At 64.4% G+C, this 20,386-nt stretch carries 21 protein-coding genes; 9 read left to right on the top strand and 12 right to left on the bottom strand.

The window, feature by feature from the left end:
* The first annotated feature begins 6 nt into the window (after window positions 1-6).
* On the top strand, window positions 7-225 hold the full coding sequence (locus tag E3374_RS05400) for a type II toxin-antitoxin system VapC family toxin (protein ID WP_248299394.1): 219 nt from the start codon (window positions 7-9) through the stop codon (window positions 223-225).
* Between the two features lie 78 nt (window positions 226-303).
* Here E3374_RS05400 and E3374_RS05395 read toward each other — a convergent pair whose 3' ends face one another.
* Both E3374_RS05395 and E3374_RS05390 read right to left on the bottom strand, forming a co-directional pair.
* Window positions 304-1,248: a sugar kinase gene (locus E3374_RS05395; protein WP_136688005.1), complete on the bottom strand. Its 945-nt coding sequence runs from the start codon at window positions 1,246-1,248 to the stop codon at window positions 304-306.
* Window positions 1,245-2,462, bottom strand: coding sequence for a class II D-tagatose-bisphosphate aldolase non-catalytic subunit (locus E3374_RS05390; protein WP_136688004.1), 1,218 nt, complete (start codon window positions 2,460-2,462; stop codon window positions 1,245-1,247). The genes E3374_RS05395 and E3374_RS05390 overlap by 4 nt, the downstream gene beginning before the upstream one ends.
* A gap of 433 nt (window positions 2,463-2,895) precedes the next feature.
* Between E3374_RS05390 and E3374_RS17555 the strand changes: the two genes are divergently transcribed.
* Window positions 2,896-3,480, top strand: coding sequence for a hypothetical protein (locus tag E3374_RS17555; RefSeq protein ID WP_248299393.1), 585 nt, complete (start codon window positions 2,896-2,898; stop codon window positions 3,478-3,480).
* 174 nt (window positions 3,481-3,654) lie between these two features.
* The gene (locus E3374_RS05380; RefSeq protein ID WP_136688003.1) at window positions 3,655-3,900 is read left to right on the top strand and encodes a hypothetical protein; all 246 of its coding nucleotides are present in this window, start codon (window positions 3,655-3,657) and stop codon (window positions 3,898-3,900) included.
* Window positions 3,901-4,165: 265 nt separating this feature from the next.
* Here E3374_RS05380 and E3374_RS17075 read toward each other — a convergent pair whose 3' ends face one another.
* Window positions 4,166-4,336 (bottom strand): hypothetical protein, encoded by a 171-nt coding sequence (locus tag E3374_RS17075; protein WP_169051781.1) that lies wholly within the window; start codon window positions 4,334-4,336, stop codon window positions 4,166-4,168.
* A gap of 180 nt (window positions 4,337-4,516) precedes the next feature.
* On the opposite strand from E3374_RS17075, the gene E3374_RS05375 reads away from it, so the two are divergent.
* Window positions 4,517-6,619, top strand: a complete 2,103-nt coding sequence (locus E3374_RS05375; protein ID WP_136688002.1) for an AAA family ATPase — start codon at window positions 4,517-4,519, stop codon at window positions 6,617-6,619.
* Window positions 6,620-6,890: 271 nt separating this feature from the next.
* On the opposite strand, the gene E3374_RS05370 is transcribed toward E3374_RS05375, so the two are convergent.
* From E3374_RS05370 to E3374_RS05360, 3 genes are read right to left on the bottom strand one after another with little or no spacing between them, the layout of a single operon-like run.
* Window positions 6,891-7,319: a CoxG family protein gene (locus E3374_RS05370; RefSeq protein WP_136688001.1), complete on the bottom strand. Its 429-nt coding sequence runs from the start codon at window positions 7,317-7,319 to the stop codon at window positions 6,891-6,893.
* A 37-nt stretch (window positions 7,320-7,356) separates the two neighbouring features.
* The gene (locus tag E3374_RS05365) at window positions 7,357-7,581 is read right to left on the bottom strand and encodes a DUF7123 family protein (RefSeq protein WP_136688000.1); all 225 of its coding nucleotides are present in this window, start codon (window positions 7,579-7,581) and stop codon (window positions 7,357-7,359) included.
* A gap of 38 nt (window positions 7,582-7,619) precedes the next feature.
* Window positions 7,620-7,802 (bottom strand): DUF7525 family protein, encoded by a 183-nt coding sequence (locus E3374_RS05360; protein WP_136687999.1) that lies wholly within the window; start codon window positions 7,800-7,802, stop codon window positions 7,620-7,622.
* Between the two features lie 144 nt (window positions 7,803-7,946).
* On the opposite strand from E3374_RS05360, the gene E3374_RS05355 reads away from it, so the two are divergent.
* Window positions 7,947-8,603: a glycerophosphodiester phosphodiesterase gene (locus E3374_RS05355; RefSeq protein WP_136687998.1), complete on the top strand. Its 657-nt coding sequence runs from the start codon at window positions 7,947-7,949 to the stop codon at window positions 8,601-8,603.
* Between the two features lie 11 nt (window positions 8,604-8,614).
* Here E3374_RS05355 and E3374_RS05350 read toward each other — a convergent pair whose 3' ends face one another.
* A complete protein-coding gene (locus E3374_RS05350; protein ID WP_136687997.1) occupies window positions 8,615-9,367 on the bottom strand; it encodes a hypothetical protein in 753 nt (250 codons plus the stop codon).
* Window positions 9,357-10,805 carry a protein kinase domain-containing protein gene (locus tag E3374_RS05345; protein ID WP_136687996.1) on the bottom strand — a complete coding sequence of 483 codons (1,449 nt, stop codon included), beginning with the start codon at window positions 10,803-10,805 and terminating at the stop codon, window positions 9,357-9,359. The genes E3374_RS05350 and E3374_RS05345 overlap by 11 nt, the downstream gene beginning before the upstream one ends.
* A 199-nt stretch (window positions 10,806-11,004) precedes the next feature.
* On the opposite strand from E3374_RS05345, the gene E3374_RS05340 reads away from it, so the two are divergent.
* Genes E3374_RS05340 through E3374_RS05330 form a run of 3 tightly spaced genes read left to right on the top strand, consistent with a single transcriptional unit; the run spans window position 11,005 to window position 14,966 of the window.
* Window positions 11,005-13,299, top strand: a complete 2,295-nt coding sequence (locus tag E3374_RS05340; protein ID WP_136687995.1) for a methyl-accepting chemotaxis protein — start codon at window positions 11,005-11,007, stop codon at window positions 13,297-13,299.
* 3 nt (window positions 13,300-13,302) lie between these two features.
* Window positions 13,303-14,025 carry a bacteriorhodopsin gene (locus E3374_RS05335; protein WP_136687994.1) on the top strand — a complete coding sequence of 241 codons (723 nt, stop codon included), beginning with the start codon at window positions 13,303-13,305 and terminating at the stop codon, window positions 14,023-14,025.
* 38 nt (window positions 14,026-14,063) lie between these two features.
* Window positions 14,064-14,966: a 3-hydroxyacyl-CoA dehydrogenase family protein gene (locus E3374_RS05330; RefSeq protein WP_136687993.1), complete on the top strand. Its 903-nt coding sequence runs from the start codon at window positions 14,064-14,066 to the stop codon at window positions 14,964-14,966.
* Window positions 14,967-14,976: 10 nt separating this feature from the next.
* Here the strand turns inward: E3374_RS05330 and E3374_RS17070 are convergent, their stop codons facing one another.
* The 4 genes from E3374_RS17070 to fer all read right to left on the bottom strand — a co-directional run bounded on the left by E3374_RS17070 (window position 14,977) and on the right by fer (window position 17,906).
* Entirely contained in the window at window positions 14,977-15,147 is a 171-nt protein-coding gene (locus E3374_RS17070) for a hypothetical protein (protein WP_169051780.1), read from the bottom strand.
* 74 nt (window positions 15,148-15,221) lie between these two features.
* Window positions 15,222-16,496, bottom strand: coding sequence for a histidinol dehydrogenase (gene hisD / locus E3374_RS05325; RefSeq protein ID WP_136687992.1), 1,275 nt, complete (start codon window positions 16,494-16,496; stop codon window positions 15,222-15,224).
* Between the two features lie 77 nt (window positions 16,497-16,573).
* On the bottom strand, window positions 16,574-17,194 hold the full coding sequence (locus E3374_RS05320; RefSeq protein ID WP_136687991.1) for an ArsR/SmtB family transcription factor: 621 nt from the start codon (window positions 17,192-17,194) through the stop codon (window positions 16,574-16,576).
* Between the two features lie 79 nt (window positions 17,195-17,273).
* Window positions 17,274-17,906: a ferredoxin Fer gene (fer, locus tag E3374_RS05315; protein ID WP_136687990.1), complete on the bottom strand. Its 633-nt coding sequence runs from the start codon at window positions 17,904-17,906 to the stop codon at window positions 17,274-17,276.
* Window positions 17,907-18,353: 447 nt separating this feature from the next.
* Between fer and E3374_RS05310 the strand changes: the two genes are divergently transcribed.
* Window positions 18,354-20,386, top strand: a 2,033-nt coding sequence (locus E3374_RS05310) for a heavy metal translocating P-type ATPase (RefSeq protein WP_136688303.1), incomplete at its 3' end; no start/stop codon positions are given.

Below are 20,386 nucleotides of genomic sequence, written 5' to 3'. Positions count from 1 at the left end.
TCCGTGTTGATATTGACACAGACGCGGGTTTTGGGCTTCGATGAAAGGATCGCGCGGACAGTTGGCGAGTTGCTCGCGACGGCAGACGATCAGGTGGGCGGGGACGCCGGCGTCGGACCGAACGACGCGTATATCGCCCCGATGGCCGACATCCTCGACGACGCGGTCCTGACGGACAACGTCGAAGGCTTCGAAGCGTTAGGCGTGCCAGTCGAACCCTATTGACCCGGTAGAGGTGGCGGTCGGGCGTCCGGTTCTGCGATCAGAATAACGCGATGAACTCGGTTCGTTTCCTCGTTCTCATCAATTGTCAGTAGCATCGACCATCGCGATCACCTCATCACGAGTTGGAAGTCCTTCCATGGGGCCCTGTTCGGAGACGGCTTTCGCGCCGGTTGCGTTGGCGAACGCGCCGAGTCTCGCGTCGGGCATCCCTTCGAGCAGTCCGACGATGATCGCCGCCGAGAACGCGTCCCCGGCCCCGGTAGGATCGATTTCCCTGGCGTCGAAGGCGTCGAAATCGAGTCTCCGCTCGTTGGTATAGAGGCGACAGCCGTCCGCACCACGTTTGAGCGCAACGAGATCGATGCCGCGATCCAATAATTGCGATGCGCCCACAGTCGGATCGGACGCGCCGGTGAGCGTCGCGAGTTCGTCTTCCGTCGGAGTCACGACGTCTGCCACGTCGACGATTGGGTCGAGGATCTCTCGACTCTCTTCGACACTCAGCAATTCGGTCCGGAGGTTCGGATCGAGTGAGAGCAAGAGGTCGTTCCGGCGAGCGATCGTGACGGCTTCGTAGCAGGCCTCGCGCATACGTTCTCCCATCGCGACAGACGACCCGTTGACGTGGAGTGCACGGGCGTTCTGCAAATAGTCGGCCTGGACGTCGCGTTTTGAGATCTCGCCGGCGGCTGCGTTGTCCATGTGGTAGATGAACTGCCGGGAACCACCCGTGAAGTACCCGACAAAGGCGACGCCGGTCGAACGGTTGTCGCTGACGATGACCTGGGACGTATCGACGCCGTCACGTTCGAGTCGACCCAGAATGCAATCTCCGAACCCATCATCACCGACCGCGGCGACAATCCCGCTGTCGGCCTCGAGTCGGGCGACGGCGTCGCTGAAGATGCCCGGCGCGCCGCTGGCGAACGGACCGACGAACTCGCCGGTCTCCGCGAACGGTATGTCTGCTTCAGGCCGCATGATCTCGACGAGCAATTCACCGACGGTGAGGACGTCAGTCATCGAGCGAGACTCCCCGTCAGATCGAACGCGTCGACGTATCGCTCGATCGCGGACGCGACAGATTCGACGAGGAAAGCATCTGGCTGGATATCAGTATTCGCTCGAATATTCTCATAGAGCGTCTCCCTGGCCTCACGGACGGGTTCGTTGTTCAGCGCATATCGGCCGACGCAGACGGCGATGTTCCGCTGATTGGCCTGAGCGAAGGCGTCAAAGTCGTCCTCGGAGACCGTTTCGGGGACGAATTTTTCCCAGGGTGCGTCTTCGACCGCTTCGTCCTCCAGCGTCGCCATAACGTTCGACCGTTCCTGTGAATCGTCGACGAGTTTGCGTTCCCGTGCTTCGAGTTCGGCCAGCGATTCGACGATCGCCGCGGCGAATTCCGGACCGACATTGGCGGCTCCGATTCCGATCTCGGGGAAGGTCGCCAGCGTGTTGTCCTCTAGCCAGTCCGTGTAGTGGACTTTGAGTTCGTACTCCTCCCGGTGGGCGATGTCGACCAGTTCGCGGGCCTGCTCGGGATCGAACGTGTTGGTCATGTCGATTCGCATGGTCGTTCCGACTTGCCCGACGATGAAGACGACCCGCTGCTCGACAGGACCGGGGACATCGTCGAGTTTCTCGGAAAGCAACTCGATAAACCGCTCGAAATTCTCCGGTTCGGTCATGCCACCTTCGATCTCCTCAGTGCCGACCTCGTAGTAGACAGGGTCGATCCCTCGTTCTTTTCTCGTCTCTTCGATGAAGCCAACGAGATCGGCAGTCCGTTCGGCAACTTCTTCGAGTGCGAGGATGCCGTCGATCCGGGGATCCTCGGTCGCGTCGACGTGTAGCACGTCCAAGCCAGCTTCCAGATCGGCGGTGAACAGTTCACGGGCATAGGTCATCGCATCTTCGAGAGGGACGCTGTCGTCTCCCCGGTCCCGGGAGCTCTGATACGGACCACCGTGATCGCGGGCGACGACGTACGGTCCGGTGTAGCCTTCTTCTGTGGCAGTCGTGTCGAGAAACTCGACGAGTTCGCTCTGAGACCAGCCCGTATACCCTCGATCAGCGTCGACTTGCCTGGGAGTGGCGATAAACATGGGCGGGAATCCCCGTTCTGCCGCGACGGCGAACGCCGCACGAACGATCTCCGCGTTCATCGGACAGATCCCGAGTAACGTACTCGTCTGTCGGTGCTCGGTCAACCATTCGCGCGTGTCGAACCCCATTGTTCCGCGTTGTATTCTCAGACCCCACCCTTCAACGTTTGCAAGACTGACTCGGTCGAGGTACGTTAGATCACAGGTCGTTCGATAAGGGAGCTCTCAATCCTAAAATCGACCGTCTCGTCGGTGCTGTCGGGTGGATCGACTTGTCGTTGGTGGAGCGACCACGGAGCCCCGAGCGGGTATTTGGCATTACTTCCTACTACTATAATTAGAATGACTGATAGGAATTCGGAGGATGGAGAGTTTCGGTGACGGGCCCGAACGAAATCGAACTTCGGTTCCGCGTCAGATCGAAGGTTCGCGTCGATCCCACTCGTATCACCTTGGGGATTCCCGCCGTTCGCTCCGACTGTCGGTGATACGCGACGGGCGAACAAACACTGATTTGATCCACCATCGGACTTTTTTCTTCTCGGGATGGTCCATAACACAGATGGAGCGTCGTCGTTTCCTCGCAGGACTCTGTGGTACTGGGGCGATCGCTACGCCGGGATGTGTGGCTGGTTTGGGTGAACGAACACTCCCCGAGTCGGAAGTGAAGAGAGATTCAGCCGGCAGACGAGCACTCGTGTTCAGACAGGGCGGCGACGAGATCGGGCACCTCGGGGTAGACGGACGAGTCGATGCCGGCGTGATCGATCTTTCGACCGAGATCTGGCACCGCGAGGGAACGACGGTAGACGCGATCGAACTCAGACTCTGGATGCCAGGGACGGGACAGTCCCCTGCCGAGGTCGCCGTGGTCTCGCCGGTCGAAGGCGATAGCTCCCCGCCGCCTGAAATATCGCTGTACACGCCCGAGGGGAAACGTGGAACGATCGTCTCGATCACCGATCTGGACGATCTCGCCGACGAAACGATCAGTACGCTCGATCTAAACGTCGAACCCGGATCGGCGACGGCCACGACGCTCATCATCCACGCGACGATCGAACTGACGGGGAACGGGATCCTCGGACCTGATTACACCGTAGACGGCGAGTTCCAGCTGGAATACCCGGAACGCAGCGACCAGTGAGAGGTCGACAGACGATGCTACATCGTACGTACAAAGGAGGAGCACGGATCGATACCTGATAGACGACAGTTTCTCGCGACGGTAGCCAGCACGGTTGGATGTACGTCAGTATCGGGGTGTCTCGGGATCCTTGCAACCGAGAGTACCGATCCGGCGTACCCGGGTGGAACCGTCGTGATCGAGAACGTGGCCAAGCGTTCGCTCGCCGTTTCGATCACGGTCGTCGAAGACGGATACGACGCGACGCTCGAAACGGACGTATCCGGTGGTGAGACCTACGTCCGTCGCGAATTCGTTGCAGCCGACCCGGGAGACATCGTCACGCTCGCGGCACGCTTCGGCGAGAGTGGCGACCCGGCGACGTTCGAATTTTCCCCGACGGGAGCGAGAACAACACTCGACCGGAAGTTGCCCGATTGACGGTACACAACGCCGTCGAGGCGAGTGCCGACTGGACCCAGAGCGTGGGAAGCGATAAAGGATGGCTCCCAGGGGCCCCCCGACATGCACGTTCACGTCGGCCTCCGTGAGTGAACGTATGAACTCCTGAGCCGTATCGGTGTGCCGTCTCATCCACCCGGCCGAGTTTCCGACCCGATCCGTCTTCGAGGCGGCCAAGGAGGCAAGTATCGGTGTGCCGTTTCATCCACCGTGCCGAGCGTTCCTGGCAGGCCCGGCCGATCGATTATCGCCGTAAGGTGTCGTCACTGACGAGCATCTGAAGGGCCGTATGGATGTGATATTCGACGTTTTCGTCGTCTGTCGCGTCCAGCGCATGCCGGAGGTGATCTTGGACGGAGACTGCTGCCTTTTTTCCGGCGGGAGTTCGCGCCTGATGACTCTCGTTGGCGTCCATAGTCGAGATAATACGGCCGGTCGGATAGACGTTGCCTCGATATACTTCGAGGTTTAAGCTGCCCCGGATACGTTCATCCGGAACGTTTGCCAGGCGGCTGTTCGGAACTCGACCTGATCCACGCGATCCGAACGGCGATCGGGAGGAATTCTCAAGGCGAGGTAGGTCCAAAGCGCGGACATGGTCGCAGCCGAGCGGGCCGTCGAGGTCAGAGTCGAGGGAGCCCACAAGCGCGACGCGGGCCGCGGGATCGCCAGAGTACCCGAGAGCGTCCGGGACCGCCTGGGCATCCTCAGCGGCGACACGGTCGTCATCGAGGGAGAACGCGAGACGGTCGCGAAGGTCTGGCCCGAGGACGGGACCGGCGAGTACGTCCGCATCGACGCCGATACGCGCTCGAACGCGGACGTGACGGTCGGTACGACGGTAACGCTCGAACCCACGGATCTGGCCGATGCCGACCGGATTCTCTTGCGTCCGATCGACGACGAGGTGGAGGGGAACGCTGAGTCGACGGTCGAAAGTCACCTTCGCGGAACCCCTCTCCGCGAAGGCGACCGGGTTACAGTGCCAGAGATAGCCACGTTCACGGTTGGCGAGACCAAGCCGTCGGGGACTGTCCGGGTGAACGACGATACCCAGATCCGGTTCGGGTTGGCCCTCGAGGAAGACCACGCGGCCGAGCGGGAAGGCCAGAACGGGAAAGGAGACGGAACGACCGGGCCGGGCGAGGTTACCTACGAGGACATCGGCGGTCTCGACGGGGAACTCGACCGTGTTCGGGAGATGATCGAACTCCCCCTCTCGGATCCGGACGTCTTCGACAGGCTCGGGATCACCCCGCCGAAGGGCGTCCTGTTGTACGGCCCGCCGGGGACCGGCAAGACGTTGATCGCGAAGGCGGTCGCCAACGAGGTCGACGCCCACTTCGAGGCCATCTCGGGGCCGGAGATCGTCTCGAAGTACAAAGGCGAGAGCGAGCAACAACTTCGGGCGGCGTTCGAACGCGCCGCGGAGTCGGCGCCGTCGATCCTCTTCATCGACGAGATCGACTCGATCGCCGGCGCACGCGACGACGACGCCGACATGGAGACCCGCGTCGTCGCGCAGTTACTGACGCTGATGGACGGTTTGGAGGCGCGTGGGCAAGTCGCCGTCATCGGCGCGACCAACCGCGTCGACGCCGTCGATCCCGCGCTGCGTCGGGGCGGTCGCTTCGACCGTGAGATCGAAATCGGCGTTCCCGACCGGGAGGGGCGTCGGGAGATCCTCGAGGTCCACACCCGCGGGATGCCCCTGGCCGAGGATGTCGACCTCGACCGGCTGGCCGGGAAAATGCACGGCTTCGTCGGGGCAGACGTCGCCACCGTCTCCACGGAGGCCGCGATGATCGCCCTCAGACGCGAACGCGACCGACCGACAGTCACCCGGGAGGACTTCAAGCGGGCGCTTTCAGGCGTCGAACCCTCGGCGATGCGGGCCTACGTCGCGGAGTCCCCTGCGGTGACGTTCGAGGATGTCGGCGGGCTCGAAGACGCCAAGGATGTCCTCCGGGAGGCCATCGAGTGGCCACTCGAGTACGGGCCGTTGTTCGAGGCGACAGAGACGGACCCGCCGACCGGCATGTTGCTCCATGGCCCGCCGGGGACCGGCAAGACGCTGCTCTCCCGGGCCGTCGCTGGTGAGAGTGGTGTCAACTTCATCCGGGTGGCCGGACCGGAACTGCTGGATCGCTACGTCGGCGAGAGCGAAAAGGCCATCCGCGAGTTGTTCGAGCGGGCCCGCCAGACGGCTCCGACGATCGTCTTCCTCGACGAGATCGACGCCATCGCCGCCCACCGGGATGACGGCCACGAGGTGACCGAACGGGTCGTTTCACAGTTGCTGACCGAACTCGACGGCGCCGCAGCGGACCCGAACCTGGTCGTCCTGGCAGCGACGAACCGCCGTGACGCGATCGACCCCGCGCTCCTCCGCCCGGGGCGGCTGGAATCCCACGTTGCGGTCCCCCCACCGGACCGGTCGGCCAGGCAGGCAATCCTCGCGATCCACAGCGAGGGCAAGCCTCTCGAAGGGGTGGATCTCGACGCCATCGCTGCCGAGACAGAGGGGTTCTCCGGCGCGGACCTCGATGCGCTAGTCCGGGAAGCCTCCCTTCGGGCCATCCGTGAGGTCGCCACCGAACACGATCCCGGGACAGCCAACGAGTATGCTGAGGACGTGACGATCACTCGCGAACACTTCGAGGCGGCACTCGAGAGGACCGAGCCGTCGCTCGGCTGAGCGATTGGTTTTTTGCTGTTGGCCAGACAAGGCACCGGGTCGAAACGGAGACAGGACCGGAGCGGACGATCGGAGCGAGGCCGGGCGGACCGCCCGGACGGTCCGCCCCGGGACGCGGCCGAGGGACGGGCGTCGTTGGCCGGCTCCGACGAGAAAAGCGTCGTGCCGGCAGACGTTCCTACGGCCGTCGCCATGATAAATGCCAGGTGTCACGCCGACGAACCGACCACTGGGGAGACGGCCTTCGATCTCAGGGGGCCGTGTGCGAACATCAACCTTCGCCGTCGAGGTACTCGCGCAAACCGGCTTCGAGATTGTCGAACTCGTCCTCGAGATTCTTCTTGAAGAAGCGCTCGATCCCGGGGACGCGGCCCTCGACGGTGAAGTGGTTGGTCAGTCGGGTACCGGTCTCGTTCTCCTCGAGATCTTGTTCGCCCACCACACGCATCGCCCGGGAACGCCCGACGAACTTGACGTGTTCGGGCGGTCGGACCTCGACGTCCTCGGTCTCGACGGCGATCGTTCGGTCGAGAAAGGGGATCGGGAGCGAGAGATGCCACGTGGCACTACCGTCTCCGCTCACCGAGAAATCCTCGACGACGCTGATATGTCTCGCCCGCTGTTCGGGATCTGAGATGAACGTCCAGACATCCTCCGGGGGGGCCGGGAGATCGATCACCCGCTCCAGACGGATAGCCATACCGTGAAACAGCACCGCGTCGGCAAAAAAGGCGCCGCTAGCTCCGGGTGACCCGCCAGGTCGTCGAGCGCGCCCGCCCCCACTTTTCGATGTCGACCTCGTCGGCCTTCTCGGCGAGACGGGGAAGTCGGACGCCGACCTGCTTGGCCGAGAGCCCGATGCTCTCGGCGATTCCCTTCGCACGGAAGTACCCCTCTTCGCCCCTCACGCGCTCGTGAAGGTACTCGAGGATAGCCCGTTCCTCCTCACTGAACTCCGCCATACCCGTTCATTGGGCGCCGAGCGATAAAAACCGTTGGTTCACGCGAAGACGTGCCAGGCAGCGATCGAGAGCGACCCGGCGACGATGGCGACCGCGAAGCCGGTCGCGGCGATCAGTTGCTCCTCGGCACTCACGAACATCACGAGTGCACCCAACAGTGCGACGACGACGAAGAGGATCGATAACCCGACCCCCTTCTCGGCGGTATTCGCCGTGGCCATGCTCGATCGATCACGCGCCGTCGGTTTGTAAGTTTGCCCCGCGGCCAATGCCGTGTTCGTCCAGTCAGCTATCCGATCGCGTCCATGGACGATCCGACCGACGTGGGCCAAAGGTCTAACCGCCCGGCCCGCCTCGCCGGGAATATGCGCTGTATCGCCCACCGCGGTTTCGCCGGGCTGTATCCCGAGAACACGCTCGTGGCCGTCCGTCAGGCTGCTCAGCAGGCGGATATGATCGAAGTCGACATCCGCCGGTGTGGCTCGGGCGAACTCGTCGTCCACCACGACGAGACCGTCGATCGCCTGACCGACGCGACCGGCCGCGTCGACGAACTATCGGTTTCGGAACTGGCCGACCTCGACGTCGCCGGCTCAGGTGAGGGCGTCCCGACGCTCTCATCGGTGCTGGAGGCGGTCCCGGCAGACGTCGGTCTCGACCTGGAACTGAAGGAGGACGGACTGATAGGAGACGTGCGTGATCTCGTCGAGAACGTCGACAACGAGGTCTGGCTGTCGTCTTTCGATGTGGACGTGATCGCGACGGCCGGCGAGAAGACCGACCTGCCGACGGTGTTGATCGTCGACGATTCGGCGGAGGCGGGCATCGAGCGGGCGGCGGGACTTTCCTGTGCCGGGCTGGCCCCCCACTGGCGACTCGTCGATTTCGCGTTGCTTGAGCGGGCTCACCGGTCAGACCTCGCTGTCTATCCCTGGACCGTCAACGACACTGGCCGGGCCGAGAGCATGGCAAAGATGGGCGTCGATGGGATCATCGCCGACGATCCGGCGGCCTGTCCGTGAGGGCGCGGCACTCACAGCCGCGCGAGGTTTTGCCGGAGTTTGATGTTGGCAGTCATCAGTGCTGTCGCCGTCATGATCACGAAGACGACCTGGACGTGCAGGACGATCGTGCGGTCGATCCCGCCGAGGACGCCCAGCTCGACCGCAGGGACGGCGGCGCCGAAGGCGAGGACGGGAAGCAGGTGACGCAACAGCGTGTCGAGCATCGTCCCCTGGACCATCGACCGGGAAAGCTGTGACCGGCCGTGCCAGTAGCCGTAAGTGGCAAAGACGATCGCACCGACACCGGCCAGTACCACGATCGGTCGGCGCTCGAGGCCGAGCACTTCCCCGACGAAGACCCCCGCGACGGCGAGGGCGAAGACGCTAAGGACGGCCCGACTGGACCTCCATCCCCCGTCATCGTCGTCGAGTGATCCCTCGCGGGCGATCGAGCGCATCGTCAGTGCAAGCAGGAGGACGAACCCGAGGAAGACGCCCGTCCGGACGGAGGGGATCCCATCGACGACGATCTCGAGCACGCCGACGATCCCGTAGATCGCCGCGGCGCCGCCGACCAGTGCAAGCACGGTCCAGATCGACGCCTGGGAAGGGAGGTCACTCGCCTGTCGATTCCAGAACGCATAAACGCAAAAGCGGACGCCGAGCGCACCGATCAGGACGAACGCGATGAAGTAGACGAACGTCAGGTTCGGGTTGCCGCCGATCTCGGTGACCCCGATCGCGACGTCAGCCGCCGTGTCCAGGCCGCCGTCAATCGCCATCCGCAGTCAACTCCTCGTGCACGCGATCCAGATCACCCCGAAGGTCATTGATTGTTTCGTATCGCCCCAGGGTGTGTTTGCCCATCGCCTTCGTGACGATCCGATCCAACCCGTCAGGTAACTCGGCCACCGCTGACGGTTTTGGGGGTTCGTCGTGCATGACGCCCTCGCGGATCTCGTCGAACGGGCCCTCGAACGGGGGTCGCCCCGTCAAGAGCCGATAGAGGACCGCCCCGAGGTGATAGACGTCCGTCGCGTGGTCGACGCGGCCGAAGCGCCGGTCGTAGTACTCCGGGGCTGCGTAGCGCGGATCAAGGCAGGTCGCTGGCGTCACGTACCACCGATAGACTCCGAGCAGGGAAAAGTTATCCAGCGCGCCGGTCTCCGGCTTTCCGTCGGCCGCAGGCAGGGCGACGTTCCCGGGATCGAGGCCGCCGTGGATCACGCCGTGTTGGTGGGCGTAGGCCAGGCCATCAGCGAGGTCAATAGCGAGCGAGACGGCGGTAGATGGATGCAGGCGTCCGGCCCGGTCGGCCAGCGTCTCGACGATCGGCTCGGTCGCCGCCCAAGGTTGTGGACGATCGCCGACGTCGAACACCGTCACGACGTTCGAGTGGTCGCCGACCGCCTGCCACTCCGTCAGGGCATCCGAAAGATCCGCGACGAAGGCATCCCGGTCTTCGGAGGGTCGGTGAAACAGACGGAGTGCAAGCGCGCGTTCTGTGTTCTCCTCGACGGCGAGGACGCGGGACACGTCGGCGTACCGATCCCGCGTCCGTCCGGAGAGGACCATCAAATCATCGAATCGGCTGTGTTCGACGATCGCCGAGAGCCGTTCGTACAGCCGGTTCCACTGTTGTCGCTCCGTCGGCCCGGACCGGAACCCTCCCGGCGTCGACTCGGATCGATCGTCGGTCGCCGTCTCGGAGCCCTCGGATCGGGGGTCGGGGACGTCCCCGTCCGGGTGACGCTGTGGATCCGCCGGATCGATGACGCTCCGATTCGGTTCGACCGTCCGCGGATCGTAGGATCCGACACCCGGCGGGCGGACACGGCCGACGCCGTCGCGTTCGTCCGTCCGTCCGCCCGGTCGACCGGGCGACATCGACGATCCTGTCCCCGTCTCGCGTTCCTGGAGAATCTCGTCGACGCGACGGGGGAACTGCGAAGCGAGATAGTCGTAGGCCATCGTGGCTTCGGCGCGACCGTCACCCTCCAGCCGATCCGTCAGACGGGTGACGACAGTCGGGATCGAATCGGGATCGGCGACGGCCACCAGACAGAGTCCGAATGCCCCGGCAAGCCGGACCGTCGACTCCTCGGCGTCAAGCAGACCAAGCAGTGCCGGGACGGAACTGGTCGCGTCCGATGGATCCGCAAGCACCTCCCTGACCAGGGCGAACGGGTCGCTGTTCCGAGGATCGCCGGCGTCCGGCATCACTCGTCCGGAACGTCACGACGCGTCACAATGACTGTTTGGGTCGCGTCGGCACGTCACGTGGAGAGACGCCCACAACGTCACGTGGAGGACCTTCCAGAGGATGACCCGGTTGTGTGACACGCGCTCTTCCCCGGGGTTATCACCCGTGAAAATTGGGAGCGGGGCTTTACGGTGAACTGCGACGAGAATCATCCCAATGCCACGGGACAACTCCGGGTTGCTCCCCGCCGTCGTCCGCGAGCGGTACACGGCGCGACTGGGAGTGGCCCTCGCGTTCGCGATCGTCGTGATGCTCGCTTTCGGCGCGGTGATCAGCGCACAGGCTTCGGGTGAACTCCGGGACGACGTAGAACGCGACCTCACGAGTCAGGCTGGCGCCCAGGCCGACCACCTCGACACGTGGGTGTCGGCAGTGACGGGCGACGTCCGGACGACGTCGAAACTGTCCGTGTTCGCCTCCGACGACGTCGATCGGATCAAACCGGCTCTCGATCGGATGATCGAGAACGGGAACGTCCCCGAGGACGTGGTCGCTGTCCACTACCTGGACACGGACGGGATGGAATTTCTGACCAGTTCGAGCGACAGGATGGTCGGCGTCGATCCGGCCCAACAGGGTGCTGCCTTCGCCACCGACCCGCCGACGTTCGACAATCCGGATGACGTCCACGTCTCCGAGCCGTTCTCGGTTCCGATCGTCGACCACCCGATCATCGCCGTTATCTCGCCAATCGAGGGGGCTGATGACCGTGCACTCGTCTACATGGCCGATCTGGAGGCGCGCGCGGAGGCACTGGGCGGCGGGAACGACACCTCGACTGTCGTCGTGAACGAGGCGGGCGAGTACGTGGCACATCCCGATGCGAACAAGATCCTGACCACGTCGGGACACGCTGTCGGGAACCTCTCGGCCGGCGATGTCGCCTTCGGTCGCGAGGGCGAGACAGTCATGGGGATGGCCAGGCTATCGACGCTTCAGTGGACGGTCATGACCCACATGCCCGCCGACCGGGCGTACGCACTCACGAGTCAGATCAACTCGGACCTGCTCGGCCTGGTGTTGCTGGCGATCATCAATCTCGGACTGATCGGGGTCACTGTGGGTTCGAACACGGCGCTATCGCTCCGACAGCTAGCCGACCGAGCGGCGGCGATGGGCCGGGGGGACCTCGAGGTCGATCTCACGAGTGAACGCGACGACGAGATCGGATCGCTGTACGCGGCCCTGGCCGACATGCGCGACTCGTTGCGCGAGCAGATCACCGAAGCCGAGACAGCCCGCGAGGAGGCCGAATCCGCCAGAAAGGACGCTGAATCGGCTCGGGAAGAGGCCGAACGGGAACGAGAAGAGATGCAAGCGCTGTCCTCGCACCTGGAGACGAAAGCCGCCGAGTACGGGGCCGTCCTCGACGAGGTTGCCGACGGCGACCTCACCCGGCGGGTCGATCCCGACAGTGACAACGCGGCAATGCAGACGGTCGGGGAGGAACTGAACGAGGCGCTCGCGGCCCTGGAGGCGACCGTCGCGGACGTCGAAGCCTTCGCCGACGAGGTCGCCCGTTCGAGCGACACGGTCCGGCGCAACGCCGATCGGGTAAGCGAAGCCAGCCGACAGGTCGGTCAGTCGATCGAGGAGATCTTCGACGGCGCCAGCGAGCAAAGCGAGCGCCTCCAGGACATCGCGGGCGAGATGGAGAACCTCTCGGCGTCGGCCCAGCAGGTCGCCAGTTCGGCCCAGCAGGTCGCCACAACTTCTCGGGAGGCCGCCGAGGTCGGCGAGACCGGCCAGCAAGCCGCCGAGGAGGCTATCGCGGAGATGAACGCCATCGAGGGGGAGACAGAACGGACCAGACGGGCGATCAACGAACTCGACGACGACCTGGACGAAATCGGCGAGATCGTCGACCTGATCACACAGATCGTCGACCAGACGAACATGCTGGCGATCAACGCCTCGATCGAGGCCGCCCACTCGGGCGGCGGCGAAGGGTTTGCCGTGGTCGCCGACGAGATCAAGGAACTGGCCGAGGAAACCAAGGACGCCGCCGGCGACATCGAGGCCCGCATCGAGGCCATCCAGGAGCAGGCCGGCGAAACCGTCGAGACGATGGAGTCGACGAGCGAACGGATGAGCGAGGGAGTCGCGACCGTTACCGAGGCCGTCGAGTCCCTGGAGACGATCGTCGAGCACGCCGAGGAAGCCGACCGGGGAATCCAGGAGATCGACGACGCGACCGAGGATCAGGCCCACACCGCCCAGGAGGTCATGGCGATGGTCGACGACCTCGCAGCGATCAGCCAGCAGACGACCCGGGAGGCCGATACGGTGGCGTCGGCAGCCGACGAACAGACTGATTCAATCGCGGAGGTTTCCGAGTCGGCCGGAGAGTTGCGCCAGCGGGCCGACGAGCTGGAGTCGTTGCTCGCACGCTTCGAGGTCGATCGATCCGGCGATGCCGACGCGAGGGCAGCAACCGCACTGGAGGACTAATCTATGGTCGCAATCGACATCACACTCTGGTTCACGCTGGGCACGCTCGGGATGGCACTGGGAAGCGTCGGACTCGCCTACGGGTTCGTTGTCTTGCCCCGCGAGTGGTACCGTACCTACGCGGACGTGGTGATCGTCACGCTCATTGCGACGGTTGCCTACGGGCTGATGGCGCTGGGAATCGGCGAGATCGGCGCTGGCGGCGGGGCGACAGTGTTCGTCCCCCGCTACGTCGACTGGCTGTTGACGACGCCGCTTCACGTCCTGTTCATCGCCGTGATCGCCGGCGCCGGCCGGCGGCTGACTGGTGCGGCGGTCGGCCTGCAGGCCGCGACGATCGCCCTCGGATTCCTGGGGGCAGTGTTCGCTACGCCGCTGAAGGAACTGTTCTTCCTGGCTGGCAGCCTGGCGTTCGTCGGCGTCGTCTACTTGCTGATCTATCAGGCCGCCGACAGTGCCGACGAACTGTCAGTCGTCCAGGCCGGCCTCTACCGGAAACTCCGGAATTTCGTGATCGTACTCTGGCTGGTCTATCCGGTCATCTGGCTACTCGCCCCGACCGGATACGGGCTGATGGACGCCGAGACGAGTTCGCTCGTCATCACGTACATCGACGTGGTAGCGAAGGTCGGCTTCGGACTGATCGCCCTGAACGGTCTCCGGACGTTACAGTCGGTCGACACGGACGCCGATGCGTTGACCCGTCCGCTGGCCGTGAACGATTGAGACAAACTCTTATCGGGAACCGTATCGACTGTCCGCCCATGGACGTCGCTATCATCGGCACCGGCGAGGCTGCCCGGCGGTTCGCGAAAGCGGCCGTTTCAGGGTCGGTCGTGACCGGACACGGAACCGGCGAGGCCGCCGACGGTGCACCCGCGATCAGTCTTTTCGGATCCGAGGCAACTGCCGTCATGGACGCCATCGACGCGATCGAGGAGGCGCTGGGCGCGGCCGCCGAGCCCCAGCCCACGGCCCGCCTCGATCGTATCGACGGAACGACCGATCTCGAAGCTGCCGTCGAGGACGCGGCAATCGTGATCGAAACCCGGGAAGACGACGTCGAAACTATCCGGGATCGACTGGCCGCGGTCGAGGAAGAAGTGGGTCCCGACGTCGTCCTCGCGACGTGCATCGACCGGGCGGAGATGACGGCGATCGCGGTCGGCCTCGAGCGGCCCGGGCGCGCTGTCGGACTGTCGACGGTCGCGGCGGACGGCGACCCGGGCGTGATCGAGATCGTTCGCGCCGACCAGACGGACGATCGGGCTGTCGAGACAGCGGCCGGGTTCGTCCGTGAACTGGGCTGGACGCCCGTGGCCGTCCACGACGTCCCCGGGCTGCTCTCGCGGCGCCTCCAGCTCGCCCTGGAGGCGGAGGCCATGCGTGCGGTCGAGGCCGACGTGGCGACCCCGGCGGAAGTCGACGCCGTGATGGAGGCCGGGTTCGGTCACGTCGAAGGGGCGCTGGCCAGTGCCGACCGTGCTGGACTGGCCGATCGCCTGGCTGCCATGGAAGAACTGGCCGACGAACTCGGCCCGCGGTTCGAGCCACCTGCTGTGTTAGATGCGAAGGTCGACGCCGGGCAACTCGGCGAGGCGACCGGCGAAGGATTCCGGGTCTGGGAGCAAGAGTCGACGAACGACGGGACTGAGAACGACGGGTAACTGGCCGCGGTCAGCGGTCGGAATCGGAAGTTCCGACTGCGAAGGCCACCAGCAGCGCCAGCATGACGATTCCGACGGTCATCTGCGGTGCGATCCGGAACGCGATCGAGAGGACCAACAATGCGGTGAACGCCGAGAGCCAAAGGATCGCGTCGATCCGGAACCGTATGGCGTCGTCCATGCCGGACCCGTCACCCGTTTTCAACATGAAACTTTTGCCCGGATAGAACGGTGCCCGGAAGTATCAGTCTGTGCTCACTCGCCGAACCGAGTTTCGACGCTGTGGGCGTGTGCTTCGAGCCCTTCGGCTTCAGCCAGCGTCGTGATCGTCTCACGGAGCGTTTTCAGTCCGTCTTCGGAGAGTTGCTGGTAGGTCGCCGGTCGGACGAAGTCGTCCACAGAGAGGCCACTGGCGATCCGAGCGGATCCACCGGTCGGCAGGACGTGGTTGGTCCCGCTGGCGTAATCCCCGGCGGCGACGGGCGTGAACTCGCCGACGAACGCCGACCCGTAATTGGTGATCCGTTCAAGCAAGTCGTCTTCGTTCGCGGCGTGGACGAAGATATGCTCGGGGGCGTAGTCTTCGCTGAACGCGACCGCCTCGTCCATCGATTCGGCGAGGAAGACCCCACTGGCGTCGTTGGCCAGGGCCTCGCGGACGATGTCTTCACGCTCGCGTTCGGGTACCTGCTGGTCGATCTCCTCGGCGACGGCCGTAGCGTGGTCGCCATCGGGCGTCACCGCGACCACGCCGGCGTTGGGATCGTGTTCGGCCTGGGCGAGGACCTCGGCGGCGACGATCTCCGGATCGGCCGTCTCGTCGGTCAACGTCAGCACCTCGCTAGGACCGGCGAGCATGTCGATACGGACATCGCCGCGGACCTCGGCTTTCGCGGCGGTGACCCACCGGTTGCCGGGGCCGACGATGACGTCGACGGGATCGATCGACTCCGTCCCGTAAGCCAGTGCGGCGATGGCCTGGGCACCGCCGACCTGATAGACAACGTCCGCACCGGCGGCGTGCATCGCCGCCATCGTGACGGGGTTGATCTCCTCGGCGGGCGGCGTCGCGACAGCGACGTGTTCGACGCCAGCGACCTTCGCGGGCACGACGCCCATGAGGACACTCGAAGGGTAGGCGGCGGTCCCGCCCGGGGCGTAGACGCCCGCCGACTCCAGAGGGTAGTACTTCCGGCCGAGTTCCCGACCGTCGTCAGTCTCGACGGACCAGTCCTCAGGGACCTGCCGCTCGTGGAACACACGGATGTTCTCGGCGGCAGTCTCTATCGCCTCGCGGACGTCGTCGTCGATGGATTCGTAGGCTTCGACGGCCCGGTCGGTGACGTCGAACTCCTCGATCTCGACGTCGTCGAAGCGCCGGCAGAACTCCGAGAGCGCAACGTCGCCCTCGCGATGGACGCGCCCGACGATGTCGGCGACATTCTCGCGGATCTCGCCGATGCCGGAGTCTCGCTCGAAGAGTGCGCGTCGCTGTGCCGCACCGAGGTCGGAGATGGACTGTACGTCCATACGCGCGGTGATTTACCCGCCTCCCCCAAACCACTTGCTATCCGGCCTGAGGACCCTAATTATCGACGGTGGTGTTCCTACCGGTTGCGGGCGAACCACCAGACTCCGACAACAGCGAGGACGAACGCACCGCCGAGAAAGAAGGCAACAGCAGGATCGGCAAACAACGGTGACGGCTCGGCGGCCTCTGAGGCGGTATCCGCAGTCTCGATCCCCATCGTACCCATGTCGCCCCCCGACCTCGTCCCCGTGTCGGTGACGAATCGCTGGACGACGAACCCGAACGCCAGCGCACCGCCGGCGAGGACGCCGACGCCTGCCAGCACGCGACCGACCGCCCGCTTCAGCAGCGACTGGTCTTCCTTCTCACCGGCGACGAGCACCAGCGCCTCGTTGGTCGGGGCGTAGACGGTCATTTCGTTGCCCTTCGCTGAGTAGTCTGTGCCACCGGATTCGATCAGGTCCGCGGACTCCAGCTTTTCGAGATGATAGTGGACGTTCTGCAGTGAGGTCCCGATCTCATCGCGGATCTCCGCGGGCGTGGCCGGATCCTCGTAGATCATCGCGAGGACGCGCCGGGCCGTCTCGGAGGACAGCGCGGCGAAGGCCTCGTCGGCCGCCTCCTCGTCGAGTCCGAGCACCTGCGGTTCGTCGCCAGTTTCGGTCCGCTCCCCACGGCGCGGCAATAGCGTACCCATCGCGCCTGGCTAAAACGGCCACTACAAAGGACTTACCGATGGGTCAAACGACTGTTTGATCGATTTCCCGCCTGGCGAATTAATCGTTCGATCGACGGTCGGCGGGTCGGGGCGGGAGCCGAAGATCGGCGATCGACGGCAGGTGTTTGACGTTGTAGACGAGTTTGAGCGAATCAGTGAGCGGACGCCCGACACAGGACAGCCTGATGCCGCGATCGATGGCATCCTCGGGGAGGACGTGATTGACCGGCTGGGACAGTTCCCCTTCCAGAACGGCGACCGCACAGTTGGCACACGCGCCGCCCCGACAGGAGTACGGCCAGGAGTGCCCGCACTGTTCGACTGTCTCCAGAAGCGGGTCCTCCCGGCCGACGGTGAGCCGACCGTAGTCGGTTCCCATCAGACCCGCCGCCCGGGACTTCTCGAAGAGGTCGGGGTCGTTCAAGGCCCAGCCGTTGTCCGCGAGTACCTCATAATCGACGAACTCGACGTCGGTTGTCAATGTCGTGTCCACCGTGCGGTCGGTCGACCCGGATTCCATCTCGCGACCACCATCGAGGAGTGCCTCGTAGGCGGACTGGACCGTGCGAAACTCGGGGATCGATCCCCCCTGGTCAGGGTGAACGTCCTTGACTCGACGGCGGTAGGCACGGTGGATCGTCTCCTCATCCGCACCGGGATCGACCCCGAGGATCTCGAAGGGGGAGGACACGGCCGCTACTAGCCAAAACCGCTTGTTAAACCTTCGCGTGTCGGAAAATCGGGCGTATGCGGATCGGGCTGAGGTGTCGAAACAAGGGTTGTCGACCGTCGAGTTCGGGGCCAGGCGTCCGCTTCAACGGGTGGCTCGTCACCAATACCGACGGACGATACCGTCCTCGAACGATCCAGAACCGACAGCATGTTTTATGCGGTTCCCCGACGAAAGTAAACTGGGATGAAACGAACAAAACTCATCGCCATCGTCGCTATCGTCGCCATCATGGCTATCGCCCTCAAGAAACGTCGGTCGGTCGACACCGAGAACTGACGCTCCGCTTCGAGACTCCGTTCACTGACGGATCCGTCCGGGCTTTGGAATCGAAACTGCAAGCCGTTTTCAGCCACCCTTTCGAAGCGGAAAGTCGTCTAAAGAGGGAACCCATAGACTAGAGTAGCCATGGGAACGCGAACGGCACAGCTCGACCTCACGGGGATGTCCTGTGCCAACTGCTCGGCGACGATCCAGGACAGCCTCGAATCCCTCGATGGCGTGGTCGAAGTCAGCGCCAACTACGCCACCGACGAGGGGTCAGTCGAGTACGATACAGAGACAGTATCGCTCGGCGAGATCTACGACGCGATCGAGGACGCGGGCTACGGCGCCGTCTCCGAGACCGTCACGATCGGGATTAGTGATATGTCGTGTGCGAACTGCGCCGAGACGAACGCGACAGCACTCGAAGACACGCCGGGAGTCATCGATGCCGAGGTGAACTACGCGACCGACGAAGCCCAGGTCACGTACAACCCTGCGGAGACCTCACACGAGAAGCTCTACAACGCCATCGAGGACGCAGGCTACTCACCCGTCCGCGAGGACGGCGACAACGACGGCTCCGAGACGAGTGCGCGCGACACAGCACGGGAGGCCGAGATCCGAAAGCAACTCCGGCTGACGCTGTTTGGCGCGTTGCTGTCGGCTCCGATGCTCGTGTTCATGGCCGACAAACTCCTTCTCGACGGCGGGATCGTCACTGCCGTCGAGACACTCGTCGGCATCAGGTTGGGCTGGGTCGAGTTCCTGCTTGCGACGCCCGTCCAGGCACTGCTCGGCTGGCCGTTCTACAAGAACTCCTACAATGCCCTGGTGAACAACCGCCGGGCCAATATGGACGTGCTCATCGCACTGGGGTCCTCGACGGCGTATTTCTACTCCATCGCGGTGCTTGCTGGGCTGGTTGCGGGGGAGGTCTACTTCGACACCGCGGCGCTGATCCTCGTGTTCATCACGCTGGGTAACTACCTCGAAGCCCGCTCGAAGGGCCAGGCCGGCGAGGCGCTCCGGAAACTTCTGGAGATGGAAGCCGAGACGGCGACGCTCGTCGGCCCGGACGGGACCGAACGGGAGGTCCCCCTGGAAGACGTTCAGACTGGCGACCTGATGAAAGTCCGGCCGGGTGAACAGATCCCGACCGACGGCGTGGTCGTCGAGGGCCAGTCCGCCGTCGACGAATCGATGGTGACAGGCGAGTCTGTCCCCGTCGAGAAGAGCGAAGGCGACGAGGTCGTCGGCTCGACGATCAACGAGAACGGGTTGTTGACGGTCAAGGCGACGAAGATCGGCGCGGACACCGCGCTCCAGCAGATCGTCCAGACGGTCAAGGAGGCCCAGTCCCGCCAACCCGAGATCCAGAACCTCGCCGATCGGATCTCGGCGTACTTCGTGCCGGCGGTCATCGCGAACGCCGTCTTCTGGGGTGTCGTCTGGTTCGCCTTTCCTGAACTTCTGGCCGGGTTCGTCGAGTGGCTCCCGCTGTGGGGCCAGGTCGCCGGCGGGCCGGAAGTCGTCGGCGGTGGCGTCTCAGTCTTCGAGTTCGCGGTCATCGTCTTCGCTTCCGCGGTGTTGATCGCTTGCCCCTGTGCGCTCGGACTGGCGACGCCAGCGGCGACGATGGTCGGGACGACGATCGGCGCACAGAACGGCGTCCTGTTCAAAGGTGGCGACGTACTGGAACGCGCGAAGGACGTCGACACCGTCGTCTTCGACAAGACGGGGACGCTCACCGAGGGCGAGATGGAACTGACCGACGTGGTTGCCCTCGATGAGGAGGGAGCCGCTGCCGATGGTGGGGTCGTTACTGAACGCGAGCGGTGGGACGAAGACGACGTCCTCAGGCTCGCGGCGGCGGCCGAAAGCGGCAGCGAACACCCTCTCGCCCGTGCGATCGTCGACGGTGCTGAGGAACGAGGCCTTGACGTTCCCGAACCCGAGGACTTCGAGAACGTCCCCGGTCATGGAATTCGGGCGACTGTCGAGGGCTGGGAGCCGCGGAGCGGCTCCGAACGAGCGAGCAGGGAGCGAAGCGATCCGCGAGCAGTCGAGGTACTGGTTGGCAACCGCAAGTTACTCCAAGACGAGGGAATCGATCCCTCGCCCGCCGCCGAGACGATGGAACGCCTCGAACGGGAGGGAAAGACCGCGATGCTGGT

This window comes from Halorhabdus amylolytica (genome assembly GCF_004944975.1).
GTDB lineage: Archaea > Halobacteriota > Halobacteria > Halobacteriales > Haloarculaceae > Halorhabdus > Halorhabdus amylolytica.
The sequence above is the reverse complement of the archived record's forward strand: the minus strand, read 5'-3'. Positions and strand labels throughout refer to the sequence as shown.

Excerpts from the sequence above, each read along its gene's own strand:
- E3374_RS05395 (WP_136688005.1), bottom strand. The coding sequence starts at position 1,248 with ATGACTGACGTCCTCACCGTCGGTGAATTGCTCGTCGAGATCATGCGG.
- E3374_RS05390 (WP_136688004.1), bottom strand. The coding sequence starts at position 2,462 with ATGGGGTTCGACACGCGCGAATGGTTGACCGAGCACCGACAGACGAGT.
- E3374_RS17555 (WP_248299393.1), top strand. The coding sequence starts at position 2,896 with ATGGAGCGTCGTCGTTTCCTCGCAGGACTCTGTGGTACTGGGGCGATC.
- E3374_RS17075 (WP_169051781.1), bottom strand. The coding sequence starts at position 4,336 with ATGGACGCCAACGAGAGTCATCAGGCGCGAACTCCCGCCGGAAAAAAG.
- E3374_RS05375 (WP_136688002.1), top strand. The coding sequence starts at position 4,517 with ATGGTCGCAGCCGAGCGGGCCGTCGAGGTCAGAGTCGAGGGAGCCCAC.
- E3374_RS05370 (WP_136688001.1), bottom strand. The coding sequence starts at position 7,319 with ATGGCTATCCGTCTGGAGCGGGTGATCGATCTCCCGGCCCCCCCGGAG.
- E3374_RS05365 (WP_136688000.1), bottom strand. The coding sequence starts at position 7,581 with ATGGCGGAGTTCAGTGAGGAGGAACGGGCTATCCTCGAGTACCTTCAC.
- E3374_RS05360 (WP_136687999.1), bottom strand. The coding sequence starts at position 7,802 with ATGGCCACGGCGAATACCGCCGAGAAGGGGGTCGGGTTATCGATCCTC.
- E3374_RS05355 (WP_136687998.1), top strand. The coding sequence starts at position 7,947 with ATGCGCTGTATCGCCCACCGCGGTTTCGCCGGGCTGTATCCCGAGAAC.
- E3374_RS05350 (WP_136687997.1), bottom strand. The coding sequence starts at position 9,367 with ATGGCGATTGACGGCGGCCTGGACACGGCGGCTGACGTCGCGATCGGG.
- E3374_RS05345 (WP_136687996.1), bottom strand. The coding sequence starts at position 10,805 with ATGCCGGACGCCGGCGATCCTCGGAACAGCGACCCGTTCGCCCTGGTC.
- E3374_RS05340 (WP_136687995.1), top strand. The coding sequence starts at position 11,005 with ATGCCACGGGACAACTCCGGGTTGCTCCCCGCCGTCGTCCGCGAGCGG.
- E3374_RS05335 (WP_136687994.1), top strand. The coding sequence starts at position 13,303 with ATGGTCGCAATCGACATCACACTCTGGTTCACGCTGGGCACGCTCGGG.
- E3374_RS05330 (WP_136687993.1), top strand. The coding sequence starts at position 14,064 with ATGGACGTCGCTATCATCGGCACCGGCGAGGCTGCCCGGCGGTTCGCG.
- E3374_RS17070 (WP_169051780.1), bottom strand. The coding sequence starts at position 15,147 with ATGGACGACGCCATACGGTTCCGGATCGACGCGATCCTTTGGCTCTCG.
- hisD (WP_136687992.1), bottom strand. The coding sequence starts at position 16,496 with ATGGACGTACAGTCCATCTCCGACCTCGGTGCGGCACAGCGACGCGCA.
- E3374_RS05320 (WP_136687991.1), bottom strand. The coding sequence starts at position 17,194 with ATGGGTACGCTATTGCCGCGCCGTGGGGAGCGGACCGAAACTGGCGAC.